This is a genomic window from Pseudomonas avellanae BPIC 631, assembly GCF_000444135.1.
Lineage (GTDB): Bacteria > Pseudomonadota > Gammaproteobacteria > Pseudomonadales > Pseudomonadaceae > Aquipseudomonas > Aquipseudomonas avellanae.
The window spans coordinates 1-17,275 of sequence record NZ_ATDK01000367.1 but is presented as its reverse complement, the minus strand read 5'-3'; the positions used below and the strand labels follow the sequence as shown (position 1 = coordinate 17,275).

Annotated in this window: 19 protein-coding genes and 1 tRNA gene; 10 read left to right on the top strand and 10 right to left on the bottom strand. The window is 56.3% G+C overall.

What is annotated here, in order from left to right; genetic code table 11:
* Window positions 1-146: 146 nt before the first annotated feature.
* The 4 genes from DW49_RS0121955 to DW49_RS0121945 are packed head-to-tail and all read left to right on the top strand — an operon-like array spanning window position 147 to window position 1,718.
* Window positions 147-452 (top strand): hypothetical protein, encoded by a 306-nt coding sequence (locus DW49_RS0121955; RefSeq protein ID WP_024421398.1) that lies wholly within the window; start codon window positions 147-149, stop codon window positions 450-452.
* Entirely contained in the window at window positions 442-924 is a 483-nt protein-coding gene (locus tag DW49_RS0121950) for a FliH/SctL family protein (RefSeq protein WP_024421397.1), read from the top strand. The genes DW49_RS0121955 and DW49_RS0121950 overlap by 11 nt, the downstream gene beginning before the upstream one ends.
* A gap of 55 nt (window positions 925-979) precedes the next feature.
* Window positions 980-1,108, top strand: a complete 129-nt coding sequence (locus DW49_RS1000000133945; RefSeq protein WP_259645968.1) for a hypothetical protein — start codon at window positions 980-982, stop codon at window positions 1,106-1,108.
* Window position 1,109: 1 nt separating this feature from the next.
* The gene (locus tag DW49_RS0121945; RefSeq protein ID WP_024421396.1) at window positions 1,110-1,718 is read left to right on the top strand and encodes a hypothetical protein; all 609 of its coding nucleotides are present in this window, start codon (window positions 1,110-1,112) and stop codon (window positions 1,716-1,718) included.
* 635 nt (window positions 1,719-2,353) lie between these two features.
* Here the strand turns inward: DW49_RS0121945 and DW49_RS0121935 are convergent.
* From DW49_RS0121935 to DW49_RS0121890, 10 genes are all read right to left on the bottom strand, one after another.
* Window positions 2,354-3,202 carry a hypothetical protein gene (locus DW49_RS0121935; RefSeq protein ID WP_024421394.1) on the bottom strand — a complete coding sequence of 283 codons (849 nt, stop codon included), beginning with the start codon at window positions 3,200-3,202 and terminating at the stop codon, window positions 2,354-2,356.
* Window positions 3,189-4,376, bottom strand: a complete 1,188-nt coding sequence (locus DW49_RS0121930) for a tyrosine-type recombinase/integrase (RefSeq protein WP_005615166.1) — start codon at window positions 4,374-4,376, stop codon at window positions 3,189-3,191. The genes DW49_RS0121935 and DW49_RS0121930 overlap by 14 nt, the downstream gene beginning before the upstream one ends.
* Window positions 4,377-4,591: 215 nt before the next feature.
* Window positions 4,592-5,692, bottom strand: a complete 1,101-nt coding sequence (gene ychF, locus DW49_RS0121925; protein ID WP_003382573.1) for a redox-regulated ATPase YchF — start codon at window positions 5,690-5,692, stop codon at window positions 4,592-4,594.
* A gap of 21 nt (window positions 5,693-5,713) precedes the next feature.
* Window positions 5,714-6,298 (bottom strand): aminoacyl-tRNA hydrolase, encoded by a 585-nt coding sequence (gene pth, locus DW49_RS0121920; protein ID WP_003317127.1) that lies wholly within the window; start codon window positions 6,296-6,298, stop codon window positions 5,714-5,716.
* 164 nt (window positions 6,299-6,462) lie between these two features.
* Entirely contained in the window at window positions 6,463-7,074 is a 612-nt protein-coding gene (locus tag DW49_RS0121915; protein WP_024420182.1) for a 50S ribosomal protein L25/general stress protein Ctc, read from the bottom strand.
* Between the two features lie 137 nt (window positions 7,075-7,211).
* Window positions 7,212-8,153 (bottom strand): ribose-phosphate pyrophosphokinase, encoded by a 942-nt coding sequence (locus DW49_RS0121910; protein WP_002552145.1) that lies wholly within the window; start codon window positions 8,151-8,153, stop codon window positions 7,212-7,214.
* A gap of 45 nt (window positions 8,154-8,198) precedes the next feature.
* Window positions 8,199-8,273: transfer RNA gene (locus DW49_RS0121905), tRNA-Gln, on the bottom strand.
* A 38-nt stretch (window positions 8,274-8,311) separates the two neighbouring features.
* The gene (gene ispE, locus DW49_RS0121900; protein WP_005615187.1) at window positions 8,312-9,160 is read right to left on the bottom strand and encodes a 4-(cytidine 5'-diphospho)-2-C-methyl-D-erythritol kinase; all 849 of its coding nucleotides are present in this window, start codon (window positions 9,158-9,160) and stop codon (window positions 8,312-8,314) included.
* Window positions 9,161-9,162: 2 nt separating this feature from the next.
* A complete protein-coding gene (lolB, locus tag DW49_RS0121895) occupies window positions 9,163-9,780 on the bottom strand; it encodes a lipoprotein insertase outer membrane protein LolB (RefSeq protein WP_024420183.1) in 618 nt (205 codons plus the stop codon).
* 4 nt (window positions 9,781-9,784) lie between these two features.
* Entirely contained in the window at window positions 9,785-11,512 is a 1,728-nt protein-coding gene (locus tag DW49_RS0121890; RefSeq protein WP_081591403.1) for a tetratricopeptide repeat protein, read from the bottom strand.
* A gap of 226 nt (window positions 11,513-11,738) precedes the next feature.
* On the opposite strand from DW49_RS0121890, the gene hemA reads away from it, so the two are divergent.
* The 6 genes from hemA (at window position 11,739) to DW49_RS0121860 (ending at window position 17,151) form a co-directional block, all read left to right on the top strand.
* Complete coding sequence (hemA, locus tag DW49_RS0121885) at window positions 11,739-13,016, top strand: glutamyl-tRNA reductase (RefSeq protein ID WP_005615192.1); 1,278 nt, start codon at window positions 11,739-11,741, stop codon at window positions 13,014-13,016.
* Window positions 13,013-14,095, top strand: coding sequence for a peptide chain release factor 1 (prfA, locus tag DW49_RS0121880; RefSeq protein WP_005615194.1), 1,083 nt, complete (start codon window positions 13,013-13,015; stop codon window positions 14,093-14,095). Before hemA ends, prfA begins: the two co-directional genes overlap by 4 nt.
* Window positions 14,096-14,929 carry a peptide chain release factor N(5)-glutamine methyltransferase gene (gene prmC / locus DW49_RS0121875; RefSeq protein WP_003382561.1) on the top strand — a complete coding sequence of 278 codons (834 nt, stop codon included), beginning with the start codon at window positions 14,096-14,098 and terminating at the stop codon, window positions 14,927-14,929.
* Window positions 14,923-15,693: a molybdopterin-synthase adenylyltransferase MoeB gene (locus tag DW49_RS0121870; protein WP_161780206.1), complete on the top strand. Its 771-nt coding sequence runs from the start codon at window positions 14,923-14,925 to the stop codon at window positions 15,691-15,693. The genes prmC and DW49_RS0121870 overlap by 7 nt, the downstream gene beginning before the upstream one ends.
* Complete coding sequence (murI, locus tag DW49_RS0121865; protein ID WP_005615197.1) at window positions 15,686-16,513, top strand: glutamate racemase; 828 nt, start codon at window positions 15,686-15,688, stop codon at window positions 16,511-16,513. The genes DW49_RS0121870 and murI overlap by 8 nt, the downstream gene beginning before the upstream one ends.
* Window positions 16,514-16,632: 119 nt before the next feature.
* Window positions 16,633-17,151 (top strand): acyloxyacyl hydrolase, encoded by a 519-nt coding sequence (locus tag DW49_RS0121860; RefSeq protein ID WP_003382556.1) that lies wholly within the window; start codon window positions 16,633-16,635, stop codon window positions 17,149-17,151.
* The last annotated feature ends 124 nt before the right edge of the window (window positions 17,152-17,275 follow it).

Genomic DNA, 17,275 nt, shown 5'->3' with positions numbered 1-17,275 from the left:
TTTTCGAAATAAGTTACCCATAACCTGCAAGCTAAGCTATTGATAAGATTTGAATTTTCCGTTAGTTGGTGGCTGATTTTTTCGAAAACAGTACACTAGTGAGATGCGAAGCAACACAGAAAAATTTGGGCCAAGCAGCTTGGGCAATGGCTCTAGCGGTGGCGGGAAAAAGCCAATTCGCGGTGGGGGGACGTCTGGCCTTCAACATAAAGTTGGTGATGGTGATGGTGATGGTGATGGCGGTGGCCGTAGTGGCCAGAGCGGTGCATCTAAGTTGCTTAGTTCAGGCCCGCAGGGGGTCGCCCCGTCCGGGGCTGCTGATGATGGGCCTATCGGATTTGGTGGCGGATCGTTTGCTTCTGAAACTTCACCGAAGACTAGTGGCCGAGATGGCAACGTTAACAATGAAAAGCCGATTATTACTTAAAGGGGACTATAACTATGTCTTATGACTTTAACGCAGAAACCACTGGGGTAATTATTGGCCGCAGGCAGGGTTATCAAAAGGGGCGTAATGAAGGTTATGACGCAGGGTTTGAAGACGCAAATAGCCAATGGATTGAGGTAAACAATAAATGGAAGGCTGGCTATGCCGCATTGCAAAAAGAGAACGCTAATCTTTTGGTGACAATACAAGAAGCAAACTATGCAATATCTAGCCTTTCGATTATTTCCATGAGCACAATGGAAGTATTAAAAAATGCTCCACAAGATACGATCACTAAGCTTGTTTTGCATTACTATGATCTGTCTAAAAATTGGTTAAGCGGTAAACATATCCGAGTGCTGCCTGCTGATGAGCCTGTGCTGCAAGAACTCACGCCCCACACGGTAGCGCTCATGAAAAAATGGTGGGATCAGACGGTAGAAACCGCGAAACCAGCAACCCCAAATAATAAGGGTGACAGCGATCCGTCGCTGTAATTATCCGGCCCCTGCGGGCCGGTAATTTGTACCACTGACCCCGGAAGTCGGAACCATGAAACAAGGATGCAAGGTAGAAGAACTCCCCTCTCAGGACATCATGGCGGTGCTTATCGCTGTAGCTGAAAAAGTTCTGTCCAATATCTCTGTGAAACGTCGCCGTCGTGCGCGTAAGGTGCTTTGAAATGAAGATTGTGAAAACTGCAAAGAAGGCTGCAAAATTCATGTTCTTTTCCATGCCTCTTTCGATCTTTGGGTGGCGCAGTATTTCAACGAACCACCAACATTTAAAAGACTTGGTGAGCACGATCAGGAACCCGCATTGTCCTGTGTGCGACAAGGGGGTGATGTTCGTTCACAAAGACGCAGAACCAGACGAAAATGCGATTTACCCATGGACTTGTTCGGGTGGCTGTGGGTTCGGCGTTTTTACCAAGCGCGATCAAAACTCAATCAATGAGGTGCTGATTCCCCTTATTAGTAAAAAGGGTCGTGCCCGCCTCAATGGCATGAGTGAAGAAGAGCAGATGGGCTTGATTAAATCACACACACGACAATCTCGGATGTTTTGGGTATTAGCTGCGCTTTGTCCTTTGATCGCCTTGTACAGCCTCGCAACAGGCAGCATGGCGATGACCTGCATCAGCATCTTGTCGATGGCAGTGCCTTTCTCGATCCTTGCTATCAAGTGGAGCTATCGAGCTTGGCAGGTACTCACCGGAACGTTGTACGTCGAAGGCGCATTCAAGCAGTTTGTGAAGCGTGGACTTTGGCTTCCAGGGGGGGAGGCATGATTGCGCATAAGTTTGTCCAAGGCGAGCTGCTGATTTTAGATCCAGCATATTGGGCCGCACTGGAATACGCTGCCGATCAGTTTTTGGCTCGTGAGGCCGCGTCTCGGAAATCCCGTCGAGACAATGTGATCCGCTCCGCTCGGGCCAAAGGGGCCTTGCCCCTCTGGACGCCCCAAGTCTGCCTTGCGACGCGGCGGGTAGCTGACGGGAAGAGCACCCATCAGCTACCCTTGCAGAGGCTGGGGTCGTTCCAACCGCATCAAGGGTGAAGGCTTCGCCCCGGCGCTCCGTTCATCGGGCAGGCCCGATGAGCCGGTGCGGCGGCCCTTGACCCGGCCTCCACGCGTTGTCCGGCTGATTCGAGATAGCGCCCGAGGGAATATTGGAGCCGGCGTATAAGCCAGCTCATACCGTGCTAGGCTGTAACTTAATTAGTGTCGTAGTCCAATGCTTAAAGAGTACGTCTACTTTTTCTTCTGAAAATAACGATCAAAGTATGATAACTACGCTTGCCTCGTGGGTATTCACCCAAATTTGATCGGGTCGGGAAACTCCGAGCGCGTAGGATGGAGGCGCTTTTGGTAGGGCAATAAAAAACCGGATTACCCTATTGGCTGATTAATATGCCCGTGCTTTCAATTATCGACAGCCCTTGGTTTTCGGGTTGGTTGTGGTTGGTTTTGCCTGTCAGATATATTTGAATACTGTTTATCGTCTGTATGAGTCTCAAGAGCATCAACGGTAAGGGACATGGCGTAGTGCAGCTGGTTAACGTATGGGGTCATTATCTCTTTAACTTTTAAGAGTGCCTTCGTTTGTATGACTGTTTGTTCTACTAGTGGTTTTCCGAGTTTTATGAGTGATACGGTTAAGCTCCAGTCCAAGTTTTTACTATTTGAGGAGTGGAGGGCGAGCATTATGCACCTCATGGCCGCAGTCGCGTTGCCTTGGACGTCTGGTAGATATTGCACACTTTCGTTTGGTTGGACGTAGGCAGATGTTGAAGCGAAATCATTTCTAATAGTTGTTGAGATTTCGTATTCTTGTAGCTTGGTTATCAAAGGCCATGCATATAATGCACGTAACATTCTAGCTTTTCTTGCATAGTTGCTCGTGTCTTCTACTCTGTGTTGAGCTATTGTTTCCAGCTCTTGTGCCATTTTTTTTAGGTTTGTAGTCCGTTCGCTTAGGTCTGATTTATCAGAGTTTGTGAGGTTGAATACGTCAATGTCATGTTTGTTTAATAGCGTTAAGGAGTGTGCAAGTCGTTTAGCGTCAGAAGCTGCTTTAGTCAATGCTCTTAGCCGGATTTGAGTGTCACTTTTGTCGAGAACAATAAGCCCATCTTTTTGCTCTGTTAGAAATCCTATTAAGGATTTCTTTTTATCCGGCGATAGATGATTTAAAGATGGGTGCATTATGATGCTTTCGATCAGTAGACTGCGAAATCTTTCCTTGTCGGCATCGTTGTCAGATCGCAGCATCTGAAGCCTCCTTTTTCCACAGATCAAGCTTGTCCGCCCAATGCTGCATCATTTCTGCTCGCTCAACCATATATATAGCGTGATTGTAGGCCCTACGAACCGAATTAGGCTCCGCATGAGCCAGCTGCGCCTCAATTGCATCAGATCTGTAACCCATTTCGTTAAGCCTCGTGCTTCCTGTTGTACGAGTTCCATGGGGACTATATATCGTTGCCCAACCCAGTTTTTTCAGTGCTTGGCGGAAAGCAGCATCAGACATCGGCTTGTGGCGATCATCTCGGTTAGGAAAAACATACGTGCTTTGGCCGGTGATCGGCTGCATTGTCGTTAGTATTGAGACTGCCTGGCGGGGGAGGGGGAGCAAATGCTCCCGACGTGCCTTCATGCGCTCTTTAGGGATTTTCCAAAGCCCATTGGCTAGGTCGAATTCATCCCACCTCGCCTGAACGCTTTCGTTGGCTCTTGTCAGCGTCAACCACATTAACCTGAATGCCATCTGTGTCTGGAAATGCCCCCCGTGGGAGTCGAAGGCATTAAGTAGATTGCCTACTTGGCCTGACGTAAGCGCCGCTTTGTGTTGGGTTTTGTTTGGTGGCAAAGCCTTCCTCACAGGCCATACGGGGTCGGTGTCCGCTCTGAGAGTAGCGACTGCTAGCTCAAAAACTCCTGACATTGTGCGTTTTGCTTCGGCAGCTACGGTTGGGGCCCCGCGCTTCACGGTTTTATTCAGGATGTCGAGTACATGTGCTGATGTGATGGTGCGAACTGGAAGCTTCCCTATCGAAGGGAAAACAACCCTTTTTAGCATCCCCAGTCTCCGAGATTTCGTCACCGGCTCCCAGCTCTTAAGAGCAAGCCACTCTTGGGCGATTGTCTCAAATGTGTTGGAAGCATCCATCTCCCGTTTGATTTTCGTGAGCTGTCTGTTCTGTACTGGGTTGATGCCCTGTCTGACCAGCTTGCGGGCCTCATCGCACTTCTCTCGGGCATTTGCCAGCGACAGGTCGGGATAATCGCCCAGGGCGAACCAGGAGGCTTTTCCACAAAGCTTAAAGCGGTATCGCCATGCCCGCACCCCGTTAGGTTTTACCTCAAGGTACAGGCCTCTAGCGTCGTTAATGCGATACAGCTTGTCTTTGGCTTTTGCAGCCCGGCAGTGAGCGTCGGTGAGCATCGGATGACTCGGTTTTCACAGGATGCATTCATCGTATACACCTAAAAACGGCTTGTCCAAAAAACATATACACCAGCGTAGTCGCTTTTTTTCTGCATGGTCGTGCAATCGCATGCAACACATAGAAACACGAAAGCCCCATAGAATGGGGCTTTCTGAGCGATTTTTAAGCTTTTAAGCTAGCTTATGCAATCACCTGCAATGTTACCTACAATTTAGACGTTAAATCTGAAATGCATCACATCACCGTCTTTAACGACATATTCCTTTCCTTCCAGCCGCCACTTACCCGCTTCCTTGGCGCCGGCTTCACCCTTGAACTGGATAAAGTCGTCATAGGCTACGACTTCGGCGCGGATAAAGCCTTTTTCGAAGTCGGTGTGGATGACGCCTGCGGCTTGGGGGGCGGTGGCGCCGACGCGGACGGTCCAGGCGCGGACTTCTTCGACGCCAGCGGTGAAGTAGGTCTGCAGGTGGAGCATTTCGTAGCCGGCGCGGATCACGCGGTTCAGGCCGGGTTCTTCGAGGCCCAGGGCTTCAAGGAACATGTCTTTCTCTTCGCCGTCATCGAGCTCGGCGATTTCTGCTTCGATCTTGTTGCAGACCGGCACCAGCATGGCGCCTTCTTCTTCGGCGATGGCGCGCACCACGTCCAGCAGCGGGTTGTTCTCGAAGCCGTCTTCTGCGACGTTGGCGATGTACATGACCGGCTTGGTGGTCAGCAGGTGGAAACCACGGATGACGGCTTTGTCGTCATTGCCCATGCTTTTCATCAGGCTGCGGGCTGGCTTGCCTTCGCTGAAGTGTGCAATCAGTTGCTCGAGCAGACCTTTCTGGACCACTGCGTCCTTGTCGCCGCCCTTGGCGTTGCGCGTGACCTTTTGCAGCTGTTTTTCGCAGCTGTCGAGGTCGGCGAAGATCAGTTCAAGGTCGATGATCTCGATGTCGCGTTTTGGGTCGACGCTGTTGGAAACGTGAATCACGTTCTCGTCTTCGAAGCAGCGCACTACGTGGGCGATGGCATCGGTCTCGCGGATGTTGGCGAGAAACTTGTTGCCCAGGCCTTCGCCTTTCGAGGCACCTGCCACGAGGCCGGCGATGTCGACGAACTCCATGGTGGTTGGCAGGATGCGTTTCGGGTTGACGATGGCCGCCAGGGCCGCCAGACGCGGGTCAGGCATCGGCACGATGCCGGTGTTCGGCTCGATGGTGCAGAAGGGGAAGTTCTCGGCTGCAATACCGGATTTGGTCAGGGCGTTGAACAGGGTGGACTTGCCGACGTTAGGCAGGCCGACGATGCCGCAATTGAATCCCATGGTGTTTCCCCTCGAGTGATGTCAGGCCTTCTGGCTGTGCAGGTTTTTCATCGCCCGGTTCCATTCACCGGCGAAGATATCCGGCAGCACGCCGAGGGCAAAGTCGATACTGGCGTCCAGTTTTTCCTGTTCGGCGCGTGGCGCTCGACCCAGGACAAAACCGGATACCTTGCTGGCATCGCCCGGGTGGCCAATGCCAAGCCGCAAGCGATGAAATGTGTTTTGGTTGCCGAGCTGCGCGATGATGTCGCGCAGACCGTTGTGACCGCCATGACCGCCGCCCACTTTGAGTTTGGCAACGCCCGGAGGCAGGTCCAGTTCGTCGTGCGCCACCAGAATCGACTCGACCGGGATACGGTAGAAGCCCGCAAGCGCCGCGACAGCCTGGCCGCTGCGGTTCATGTAGGTGGTGGGGATCAGCAGACGAACATCCTGACCCTGATGCGTAAAGCGTCCGGTCAGGCCAAAGAATTTGCGCTCGGGAACGAGATTGACTCGTTGCGCCGCAGCAATACGCTCAACAAAAAAAGCCCCTGCGTTATGCCGGGTCTGTTCGTATTCAGCGCCTGGATTTCCCAGGCCCACGATCAGTTGTATGGCGGTCACGACAGGGGCTCTTCCTTTGGAGTTGTGGGTTAGACCGCTGACGACAGCGGCAATGTGGACAAAAACTGCTCATTTACCATGATGTAAACTCCGCGATCTCGCCCGCTATGCCTGCTATCGCTCGCGATGTTTCCTGAGCAACTCCGGCGTTACCAAGTAATGAATTACTCGGCAGCGCCGTCTGCAGCTTCTTCGTCTTCATCTTTGACGACGCGCGGTGCGTGGACGTTGGCGATAGCCAGGTCGTTGCCGTGCGCCAGCGCTACGAACTCAACGCCTTTTGGTGCTTTAACGTCGGACAGGTGAACGATCGAGCCGATTTCCAGAGCAGACACGTCTACTTCGATGAACTCAGGCAGATCTTTCGGCAGGCAGGAAACTTCCAGCTCGGAAGTTACGTGCGAAACTTCGCCGCCTTTCTTGACCGGCGCTTCTTCGCCGATGAAGTGTACAGGTACGATAGCGGTCAGTTTCTGACCAGCTACAACGCGTACGAAGTCAGCGTGCAGCACGTGGCCTTTGGCCGGGTGACGTTGCAGTGCCTTGATGATGACGTTTTGCTTGGTGCCACCAACGTTCAGCTCGATGATGTGGCTGTAAGAAGCCTCGTTCTCGAGCAGTTTGGCAACTTCCTTGGCCAGCATGCTGATGGACTCGGGGGCTTTGTCGCCACCGTAGACTACAGCTGGAACCAGGCTAGCGAGACGACGCAGGCGGCGGCTCGCACCTTTCCCCAGGTCGGAACGCAGTTCGGCATTCAGGGTAAAATCGTTCATGTTGTATCTCCAAATTAACCACATCCACCGTTGCGTTTGCGACCAGCGCTCGGGTGGTATGGGCAAAAAAGCCCCGCCCTGACCGGATGTCAGGGCGGGGCGCTTTTCGTCGGCTTGATATCTGCTAAGGGAAGCCCTTAACGGAACATCGCGCTGATCGATTCTTCGTTGCTGATACGGCGTACCGCCTCAGCGACTACCGGTGCAATATCCAGTTGGCGGATACGGCTGCAGGCTTGTGCGGCGGCGGACAACGGGATGGTGTTGGTGACCACCAGTTCGTCCAGCACGGAATTTTCAATGTTTTCGATCGCCCGACCCGACAGCACAGGGTGTGTGCAGTAGGCAAAGACCTTGGCAGCGCCATGCTCTTTCAGGGCCTTGGCCGCGTGGCACAGAGTGCCGGCGGTATCGACCATGTCATCAACCAGAATGCAGGTACGCCCTTCGACATCGCCGATGATATGCATCACTTCAGAGTGATTGGCTTTCTCACGGCGTTTGTCGATGATACCGAGATCGACGCCTAGGGATTTGGCAACAGCACGTGCACGCACGACACCGCCGATATCCGGGGAAACGATCATCAGGTTTTCAAAGCGCTGGTCTTCGATGTCATCCACCAGAACGGGGGAGCCGTAGATGTTATCTACCGGAATGTCGAAGAAACCCTGGATCTGGTCAGCATGAAGATCAACCGTGAGAACACGGTCGATTCCCACCACGGTCAGCATATCGGCAACGACTTTCGCGCTGATAGCAACACGTGCGGAGCGCGGACGGCGATCCTGGCGGGCATAACCAAAGTAGGGAATCACAGCAGTGATTCGGGACGCTGAGGAGCGGCGGAAGGCATCAGCCATCACGACGAGTTCCATCAGGTTATCGTTCGTCGGGGCGCAAGTCGGCTGAATGATGAAGACGTCTTTACCGCGGACGTTTTCATTGATCTCAGTGCTGATTTCGCCGTCGGAAAATTTCCCGACAGAGACATCACCCAGTGGGATATGCAGCTGACGTACTACACGCCGAGCGAGATCGGGGTTGGCATTCCCCGTAAAGACCATCATCTTGGACACGCGCAGTACCTAGAGGCTGAGGGTAACCTGGATGAGTATAGAAAATGGCAGGGGCGGCTGGATTCGAACCAACGCATGGCAGGATCAAAACCTGCTGCCTTACCGCTTGGCGACGCCCCTGTAATTGAATCAATCGAGTGTTTCGCACTCAATTCCTGCTACAGAATTTGCAGCTTGCGATGCAACATCGAAATGTTACTTCCTTTCGCTACGAACCCCGTAAGGGTCTCTGTAAGAAGGGCCGAGACTTTATCAGCTTCAGCTTTGTTTGGGAAGGCCCCAAACACACAACTTCCAGTTCCGGTTAATTTTGCTTCGGTAAATTTACCTAACAAATTCAAAGCGTTACGTACTTCTGGGTAACGCCTCTCTACAACCGCCTTACAGTCATTTCGACTGTTTCCCTTGGGAACGGGGCGCACTTTAATGGGCGCAGTGTCGCGTGTCAACAACGGATCTGAAAAAATTTCTGCTGTACTTACAGCGACTTGCGGCACGAGCACCAAATACCACGGTTCTTCCGGGTCTACGGGGGTCAGAATTTCCCCGACACCCTCAGCAAAAGCGGCGTGTCCACGGACAAAAACCGGTACATCGGCACCCAGTGTGAGGCCCAGTTGTGCGAGGCGATCTTCATCCCAGCCCAGCTGCCACAAATGATTGAGGCCGAGCAATGTGGTTGCCGCATCCGAGCTGCCACCGCCGATACCGCCACCCATGGGCAGGCGTTTCTCCAGCCAGATGTCCATGCCCAAGGTGCAGCCAGACTGTTTTTGCAGAGCGCGGGCGGCTTTGACGATCAGGTTGCTGTCATGCGGGACGCCGGGCACGTCGGTCTGCAGGCAAATAACACCGTCTTCGCGAAGCGCAAAGCCGAGCTCGTCGCCGTAATCGAGAAATTGAAACAGGGTTTGCAGTTCATGGTAGCCGTCAGGACGGCGACCCAGAATGTGCAGCATCAGGTTAAGTTTTGCCGGGGCAGGCAGGACCAGTTGTGCTTCAACCATCGTCATTGCCCCAGTTTGCGAGGCTGCCAGTCCTTGATGACCAGCGTGACGTCGAGGTCCTGGCCGTGCAGCTTGATGCGTTCCGGCAGCCAGTAGCCGTTCTGTTCGACGTAACTGAGGTATTCCACCTGCCAGCCATCCTGCTCAAGGCTGGCCAAGCGGCTGTCGCCATCGAGTGTCACGCTGCTTTTGCTGTCAGGCGCCGGCAAGCCGCGTACCCACCACACGAGGTGAGAGACCGGCAGTTTCCAGCCTAATTGATCCTGCAGAAGCGTTTCCGGGGTCGGGGCTTCGTAGCGGCCCTGATTGGCAACTTCGAGCGCCACAGCGCCAGGCCTGCCAGTCAGTCGCGCCGCGCCACGGCCCAGCGGACCGGACAGGCGAATGTCGTAGTAATCCTGACGCTGCAGCCAGAACAGCGTGCCGCTGCCGGAATCCTTCGGTGCGCGGATGCCGACCTTGCCGTTGATCTGCCAGCCGTCAAGGCTGCTCAGTTGCTGTTTGTGTTCGCGCCATTGCGCGGGGTCGCCCTTGCCCTGAACCGCTTCGCGGGAGGTGAGGCCGGCGCAGCCGGCGAGCAGGGCGATGAAGCTGAATACGATTACGTGGCGCAAAAACATAACGTCAAAGGTTCTCTGAGCCGGTCAGGCGTCGCAGAGTGCTACGCAGGACGGTGCTGTCGGGTTGTTGTTCGAGGGCCTTGGCCCAGACTTGTCGAGCTTCGCGCTGATCGCCTTTGGCCCACAGCACTTCGCCCAGGTGCGCGGCCACTTCGTGATCCGGGAAGCGCTCAAGCGCCTGACGCAGGTAGCGTTCGGCGGCGTCCAGATTCCCCAGGCGGTAGTTCACCCAGCCAAGGCTGTCGAGAACGGCCGGGTCATCGGGGCTGATCTGATGCGCTTTTTCGATCAGTTCGCGGGCCTCGGTGTAGCGCGTGGTGCGATCGGAAAGGGTGTAGCCCAGCGCATTCAGCGCCATGGCGTTTTCCGGTTCGCGCTTGATGATGGTCCGCAGGTCTTTCTCCATCTGGGCCAGATCATTGCGTTTTTCAGCCAGCATGGCGCGGGTATAGAGCAGGTTGGCGTCATCCGGGTATTGCTTGAGCGCCTGATTCAATACCTGCCAGCCGCGGTCCAGCTGATCATTGCTGGTCAGTGTCTCGGCTTCGATCAGGTAGAGCTGAATGGCATAATCCGGCTCTTCGGCGCGGGCTTCGGAAAGACGCTTGGCCGCCTCGGCCCCATTGCCATTGCTGACCAGAATGTCCGCCTGGCGCAATTGAGCCGCCAGAAAGTCCGGGCCCGGCCCGACCTGAGCGTATTCATTGAGCGCGCTTTGCGGGTCTTCGCGCTCTTCGTGAATGCGGCCGAGGTTCAAATGCGCTGAATCCACGTGCGCGCCACGGGCGATCAATTCTTCCAGATAACCCGCCGCTTCTTCCCAGGCCTTGGCTTCAAGGCAGACCAGCGCCAGCGAGAAACGCAGTTCGTCGTCGTCAGGGTACTGCTGCAAAAGTGCGGCAAACTGCACTTTGGCGTCTTCCATGCGGTTCTGTTCGACCAGCATGCGCGCATAGGTCAGGCGCAGGCGCTTGTCGTCCGGGTATTTCTTGATGCTTTTTTCCAGCAGCGGTACTGCTTCCTTGCCGCGGTTCATGCTTTGCAGCAGCCGGGCGTGGAGCAGGATGGGCGCGATTTCGCCGTCTTTTGGCGGGTTGTCTTCAAGCAGCTTGAGCGACTGCTCGGAATCGCCATTCTGCTGGAGCAGCAGCGCCTTGCCGAAGATCAACTGGCCGTTTTTCGGGTACTTGCCCAGCAACCGGTCGAAGCTCTTGAGCAGGCCGTTACGCGTGTCCGGGTCGGTCTCGGCTGCATACAGGGCAAGAAAGTCGAAGTGCGTATCGCCCTGGCCCTGCAGGACTCTTTCCATGTACATCAGAGAGTCGTCGTAGCGGCCGGCCCGCGCCAGTTGAATGGCTGCGGCGCGTTGTGCTTCCAGTTCGCTCGGCGCGTTTCTTGCCCATATCAGTGCGGTTTCGAGCGCGGACTGATCAGCGCCCATGTACTCGGCGATCTGATAAGCGCGCTCGGAAATGCCTGGGTCCTGAGTCTTGATCGCCTGGGTCACGTAGTTATCCAGGGCGATGTCAAAGCGGTTGCGCTGGCCTGCCAGCTCCGCGCTCAACAGGCTGACCAGAGTGTCCTGGGTGAACGAGCCATAGACCTGCGGCATGGTTTCAGGCGCCGGCGGCGCGTCTTTCTGAGCGGGCACGGGCTGCGACGAGACGGGGGTCATGGACTGACAGCCGCCTAGAAAGGCAAGAGCAAGGAACAACGCGGAGGATCTATTCATATATAAGAAGGGCGGCTTACCTGCGGTGGGAGCATAATGACACAAGGCTGTCGGCAAAACCCACAGCCGTCGGAAAAACTGATGCAATGCGTGTGTTTGCAGTGTTGCGGGCCTGAAAACACAGCCAGCAACGAGCGATTGTAGTAGGACAATAATATGCGGTGGTTGTTCTGAGCTTATCGAAGTAGGACAATTACCGGCTTCACGTCACCACCTGCGACCCTGAATGGCCTTCCTTGCACTCGGTATCAACCATAAGACCGCCTCGGTCGACGTTCGCGAGCGCGTGGCATTTACCCCGGAGCAGCTGGTTGATGCGCTGCAGCAGCTTTGCCATCTCACCGAAAGTCGTGAGGCAGCGATTCTTTCGACGTGCAATCGCAGCGAGTTGTACATCGAACACGAGCACCTGGGCGCGGACAGCATTCTGGCCTGGCTTGCCAATTATCATCACCTTAGCCTCGAAGAGTTGCGCGCCAGCGCCTATGTTCACGAGGACGATGCTGCCGTGCGACACATGATGCGCGTGGCCTCGGGGCTCGATTCGCTGGTGTTGGGCGAGCCGCAGATTCTTGGTCAGATGAAGTCCGCGTACGCCGTAGCTCGCGAAGCCGGAACGGTCGGGCCTTTGCTGGGGCGTCTGTTTCAGGCCACGTTCAGCGCCGCCAAGCAGGTGCGCACCGACACCGCTATCGGCGAAAACCCGGTCTCCGTGGCCTTTGCCGCCGTCAGCCTGGCCAAACAGATTTTCAGTGACCTGCAACGCAGTCAGGCCTTGTTGATCGGTGCCGGCGAGACCATTACTCTGGTCGCCCGGCACCTGCATGATCTGGGCGTCAAGCGTATCGTGGTGGCCAACCGTACGCTGGAGCGCGCGAGTATCCTCGCCGCCGAGTTCGGTGCCCACGCCGTGTTGTTGTCGGATATCCCGGCCGAGCTGGTCAACAGCGACATCGTGATCAGCTCCACCGCCAGCCAGTTGCCGATTCTGGGCAAGGGCGCGGTGGAAAGCGCGCTGAAGCTGCGCAAACACAAACCGATATTCATGGTCGATATCGCTGTACCGCGCGATATCGAGCCTGAAGTCGGCGAGCTGGACGACGTTTATCTGTACAGCGTCGATGATCTGCATGAAGTGGTGGCAGAGAACCTCAAGAGTCGCCAGGGCGCTGCGCTGGCTGCTGAACAACTGGTCAGCGTCGGTGCCGAAGACTTCATGTCGCGGCTGCGCGAGCTGGCGGCGGTTGATGTACTGCGCGCCTATCGTCAGCAAAGTGAACGGCTGCGTGACGAAGAATTGAGCAAGGCGCAGCGCATGCTGGCCAACGGCAGCAATGCCGAAGACGTACTGATCCAGCTGGCGCGTGGCCTGACCAACAAATTGCTGCATGCGCCCAGCGTGCAGCTCAAGAAGCTGTCTGCCGAAGGTCGCGTCGATGCGCTGGCCATGGCCCAGGAACTATTTGCCCTCGGTGAGGGCTCGACGGATAAAACCCCGCAATGAAAGCTTCACTGCTCAATAAGCTGGATGTTCTCAGCGACCGTTTCGAGGAACTGACCGCACTGCTTGGCGATGCCGAAGTCATCAGCGATCAGACACGCTTTCGCGCCTATTCCCGGGAGTACGCCGAAGTGGAGCCGGTCGTTGCGCTTTACAAGCAACTGGCCAGGGTGCAAGGCGATCTTGAGGGCGCGCAGGCTTTGCTGAAAGACAGCGACCCCGACATGCGCGAGATGGCAGTCGAGGAAGTCCGCGAAACCAAGCAGCAACTGGTCGAGCTTGAGGCGCAACTGCAACGCATGCTGTTGCCCAAGGACCCGAACGACGGTCGCAACGTGTTTCTGGAAATCCGCGCCGGCACCGGCGGTGATGAAGCGGCGATCTTCTCCGGCGACCTGTTCCGCATGTACTCGCGCTACGCCGAGCGACGCGGCTGGCGGGTGGAGATTCTGTCCGAGAACGAAGGCGAGCATGGCGGTTACAAGGAAGTCATTGCGCGTGTCGAAGGCGACAGCGTCTACGGCAAGCTGAAATTCGAATCCGGCGCGCACCGTGTACAGCGTGTGCCCGAGACCGAATCCCAGGGCCGCATTCACACCTCGGCCTGCACGGTTGCGGTGCTGCCCGAGCCTGATGAGCAACAGGCGATCGAGATCAACCCGGCCGACCTGCGCGTCGACACCTATCGTTCTTCGGGTGCCGGTGGTCAGCACGTCAACAAAACCGACTCGGCCATCCGCATTACCCACTTGCCATCGGGTATTGTCGTCGAGTGTCAGGAAGAGCGTTCGCAACACAAGAACAGAGCCCGGGCCATGTCCTGGCTGTCTGCCAAACTGAATGATCAGCAGACCAGCGCGGCGGCCAATGCCATCGCCAGCGAGCGCAAGCTGCTCGTAGGTTCGGGTGATCGCTCGGAACGCATACGTACTTACAATTTCCCTCAAGGGCGAGTGACGGATCACCGCGTGAACCTGACTTTGTATTCGCTGGATGAAGTTCTGGCCGGCGGAGTCGATGCAGTGATAGAGCCGCTACTCGCTGAATATCAGGCTGATCAACTTGCGGCACTGGGTGAGTAAATGACCATCATCGCAAGCTTGTTAAGAAGCGCCGAGCTTCCCGATTCACCGACCGCGCGGCTCGACATCGAGCTGTTGCTCGCGGCGGCCCTGGGTAAACCGCGCAGTTTTCTGCACACCTGGCCCGAGCGCATTGTTAGCACCGAGGCCGCCGTGGCCTTTGCGGGTTACTTGCAGCGGCGACGCACGGGCGAGCCGGTGGCTTACATTCTCGGTCAGCAAGGTTTCTGGAAGCTCGACCTGGAAGTTGCGCCGCACACCTTGATCCCGCGCCCCGAGACCGAAATGCTGGTCGAAGCGGCGCTGGAACTGGTGCCGGCCTTTGCCCCGGCTCAGGTTCTGGACCTGGGCACCGGCACCGGAGCGATTGCCCTGGCGCTGGCCAACGACCGGCAGCAATGGAAAGTGACCGCGGTGGACCGTGTGCCCGAGGCGGTCGCGCTGGCCGAACGCAACCGGCAGCGTCTGCAACTGGACAACGCCCAAGTGCTCAACAGCCACTGGTTCAGTGCGCTGGAAGGGCGGCAGTTTGATCTGATCATCAGTAACCCGCCGTACATCGCCGACGCTGATCCGCATCTGTCGGCCGGTGACGTGCGTTTCGAGCCGAGCAGTGCGTTGACTGCCGGTTCCGACGGGCTGGACGATTTGCGCACGATCATCGCCGATGCGTCGGCGCACCTCAACGCCGATGGGTGGCTGCTGCTGGAACACGGCTACGATCAAGGCCCGGCGGTGCGCGAGCTGTTGATTCGTCATGGTTTCGAGCGCATCCAGACCCGCCGTGATCTGGGCGAACACGAGCGCATCACGTTCGGATGCAAGCCGTGCTGAGTGACCAGGAACTGCTGCGCTACAGCCGGCAGATTCTGCTGCAACACGTTGATATCGACGGACAGTTACGACTCAAACAAAGCCGTGCGCTGGTCGTCGGTGTGGGCGGCCTCGGCTCGCCGGTAGCCTTGTATCTGGCGGCTGCGGGGGTTGGAGAGCTGCACCTGGCCGACTTCGACCACGTCGATCTGACCAACCTGCAACGCCAGATTATTCATGACACGCAGAGCATTGGGCAGGCCAAGGTCGATTCCGCCATGGCCCGGCTCGCGGCGATCAACCCGCAAATAAGCCTGATTGCCCATCGTACGGCGCTTGATGTCGATTCATTGAGCGCAGCGGTGCAGGCGGTCGATCTGGTGCTCGACTGTTCGGATAATTTTGCCACCCGTGAAGCGGTCAATGCTGCGTGTGTCGCCGCAGGCAAGCCGCTGGTCAGCGGTGCCGCAATCCGCCTGGAAGGGCAGTTGTCGGTGTTCGATCCGCGTCGTGTCGAGAGCCCGTGTTACCACTGCCTGTACGGTCACGGCAGCGAAACGGAACTGACCTGCAGCGAAGCGGGTGTGATCGGGCCGCTGGTGGGGCTGGTTGGCAGCTTGCAGGCGCTGGAGGCGTTGAAACTGCTGGCCGGTTTTGGCGAGCCAATGGTCGGTCGCCTGCTGTTGATCGATGCCTTGAGCACGCGTTTTCGTGAGCTGAAGGTTAGGCGTGACCCTGCCTGTAGCGTGTGTGGGCCCGTGACGGGGCAGCGCGAACATGCCTGACGTTCCCGTGATTCAGCCTGTGCTTCAGAACTGCGATGCACCGGTCGGGGTTTTCGATTCCGGCGTTGGCGGCCTTTCTGTCCTCAATGAAATTCGCCAGACGCTGCCCAACGAGTCCCTGCTGTATCTGGCTGACTGTGGCCACATTCCTTACGGCGAGAAAACTCCCGAATTCATCATCGAGCGTTGTCTGATCATTGCCGACTTTTTTCACGAGCAGGGCGCCAAGGCACTGGTTGTGGCGTGCAACACCGCAACTGCTGCAGGCGTGGCGCACATACGGCAACGCTACCCCGACTGGCCCATCGTGGGCATGGAACCCGCAGTAAAACCTGCCGCCGAGGCCACTCGCAGTGGCGTCGTCGGTGTGCTGGCAACCACCGGGACGTTACAAAGTGCCAGGTTCGCGGCCTTGCTCGACCGGTTTGCCAGTGACGTAAGCGTCGTGACACAACCGTGCCCGGGGCTGGTCGAGCTGATCGAAACGGGCGACCTGGTCAGCCCGCAGATTCGTCAATTGCTGCAGCGCTACGTCGAGCCTCTGCTGGCGGCGCGCTGTGACACCATCATTCTGGGCTGCACGCACTACCCCTTCCTCAAGCCATTGCTGCGCGAAATGCTCCCCGAATCGGTCACCCTGATCGACACCGGGGCTGCGGTCGCGCGTCAATTGCAGCGTCTTTTGTCCCGTTCCGGTCTGCTTGCCAGCGGCCCCGCGCGAGAAACTGTGTATTGGTCTAGTGACATACCGGACAATTTCGGAAAAATCCTACCTTTTCTGTCGCAAATGTCTGGCAATGTGAGAAGCTTCCGTTTGTAAAAAAAATGTGAAAAAAAGGCGTTTCGGGGCTGAACTTACCTTGTGTCGCTGGCTTCTATAATTGCAGTTAACGAACTCCAATACTTTCTTACAAACTCATACATTTTAGGACGTTTCTCATGAAGAGACTCTTTTGTCTGGCCGTGCTTTCGGCCCTCATGGCAGGTCAGGCTTCTCTGGCGCAGGCCGACGGCGTTGAATTTTCGGTTGGACAGACCGGCGAATCCACCATGACTTATCGTCTTGGCGTGCAGTTCGACTGGGATAAAAGCTGGCTGCAAAGCGACATCGGTCGTCTGACCGGTTACTGGGACGGCGCTTACACCTACTGGGATGGCAAGGACTACAAGGATAACCACAGCCTGTCGTTCTCCCCGGTTTTGGTTTACGAGTTCGGCAACGGCAACGTTAAGCCTTACGTAGAAGCCGGTATTGGCGTCTCGGTGTTCTCCAACACCCAGGTTGAAGATCGCAAGTTCGGTTCGGCCTTCAACTTCGAAGACCGCGTTGGTTTCGGTCTGCGCTTTGCGGGCGGACATGAAGTCGGCATCCGTGCGACCCACTACTCCAACGCCGGCATCAAACAGCCGAACGACGGTGTAGAAAGCTACGCGCTGCATTACAAGATGCCGTTCTGATTTGACTGGCACTTGTGCCAACGCGCCGCGTCACATCTGTGCTGCAACACCACGTCACGCCTCGCCCGCATTCACTGCACATAAACGAAAGCGCTTTTTTATCGCTATGGCACTGACGACGCAG

What these genes read in the sequence shown, in the direction of transcription:
- DW49_RS0121930 (WP_005615166.1), bottom strand. Translation starts at nt 4,376, where the DNA reads ATGCTCACCGACGCTCACTGCCGGGCTGCAAAAGCCAAAGACAAGCTG.
- DW49_RS0121950 (WP_024421397.1), top strand. Translation starts at nt 442, where the DNA reads ATGTCTTATGACTTTAACGCAGAAACCACTGGGGTAATTATTGGCCGC.
- prmC (WP_003382561.1), top strand. Translation starts at nt 14,096, where the DNA reads ATGACCATCATCGCAAGCTTGTTAAGAAGCGCCGAGCTTCCCGATTCA.
- ispE (WP_005615187.1), bottom strand. Translation starts at nt 9,160, where the DNA reads ATGGTTGAAGCACAACTGGTCCTGCCTGCCCCGGCAAAACTTAACCTG.
- DW49_RS0121955 (WP_024421398.1), top strand. Translation starts at nt 147, where the DNA reads ATGGCTCTAGCGGTGGCGGGAAAAAGCCAATTCGCGGTGGGGGGACGT.
- DW49_RS0121860 (WP_003382556.1), top strand. Translation starts at nt 16,633, where the DNA reads ATGAAGAGACTCTTTTGTCTGGCCGTGCTTTCGGCCCTCATGGCAGGT.
- DW49_RS0121935 (WP_024421394.1), bottom strand. Translation starts at nt 3,202, where the DNA reads ATGCTGCGATCTGACAACGATGCCGACAAGGAAAGATTTCGCAGTCTA.
- DW49_RS1000000133945 (WP_259645968.1), top strand. Translation starts at nt 980, where the DNA reads ATGAAACAAGGATGCAAGGTAGAAGAACTCCCCTCTCAGGACATCATG.
- DW49_RS0121915 (WP_024420182.1), bottom strand. Translation starts at nt 7,074, where the DNA reads ATGAACGATTTTACCCTGAATGCCGAACTGCGTTCCGACCTGGGGAAA.
- DW49_RS0121890 (WP_081591403.1), bottom strand. Translation starts at nt 11,512, where the DNA reads ATGAATAGATCCTCCGCGTTGTTCCTTGCTCTTGCCTTTCTAGGCGGC.
- murI (WP_005615197.1), top strand. Translation starts at nt 15,686, where the DNA reads ATGCCTGACGTTCCCGTGATTCAGCCTGTGCTTCAGAACTGCGATGCA.
- hemA (WP_005615192.1), top strand. Translation starts at nt 11,739, where the DNA reads ATGGCCTTCCTTGCACTCGGTATCAACCATAAGACCGCCTCGGTCGAC.
- ychF (WP_003382573.1), bottom strand. Translation starts at nt 5,692, where the DNA reads ATGGGATTCAATTGCGGCATCGTCGGCCTGCCTAACGTCGGCAAGTCC.
- DW49_RS0121945 (WP_024421396.1), top strand. Translation starts at nt 1,110, where the DNA reads ATGAAGATTGTGAAAACTGCAAAGAAGGCTGCAAAATTCATGTTCTTT.
- lolB (WP_024420183.1), bottom strand. Translation starts at nt 9,780, where the DNA reads ATGTTTTTGCGCCACGTAATCGTATTCAGCTTCATCGCCCTGCTCGCC.
- prfA (WP_005615194.1), top strand. Translation starts at nt 13,013, where the DNA reads ATGAAAGCTTCACTGCTCAATAAGCTGGATGTTCTCAGCGACCGTTTC.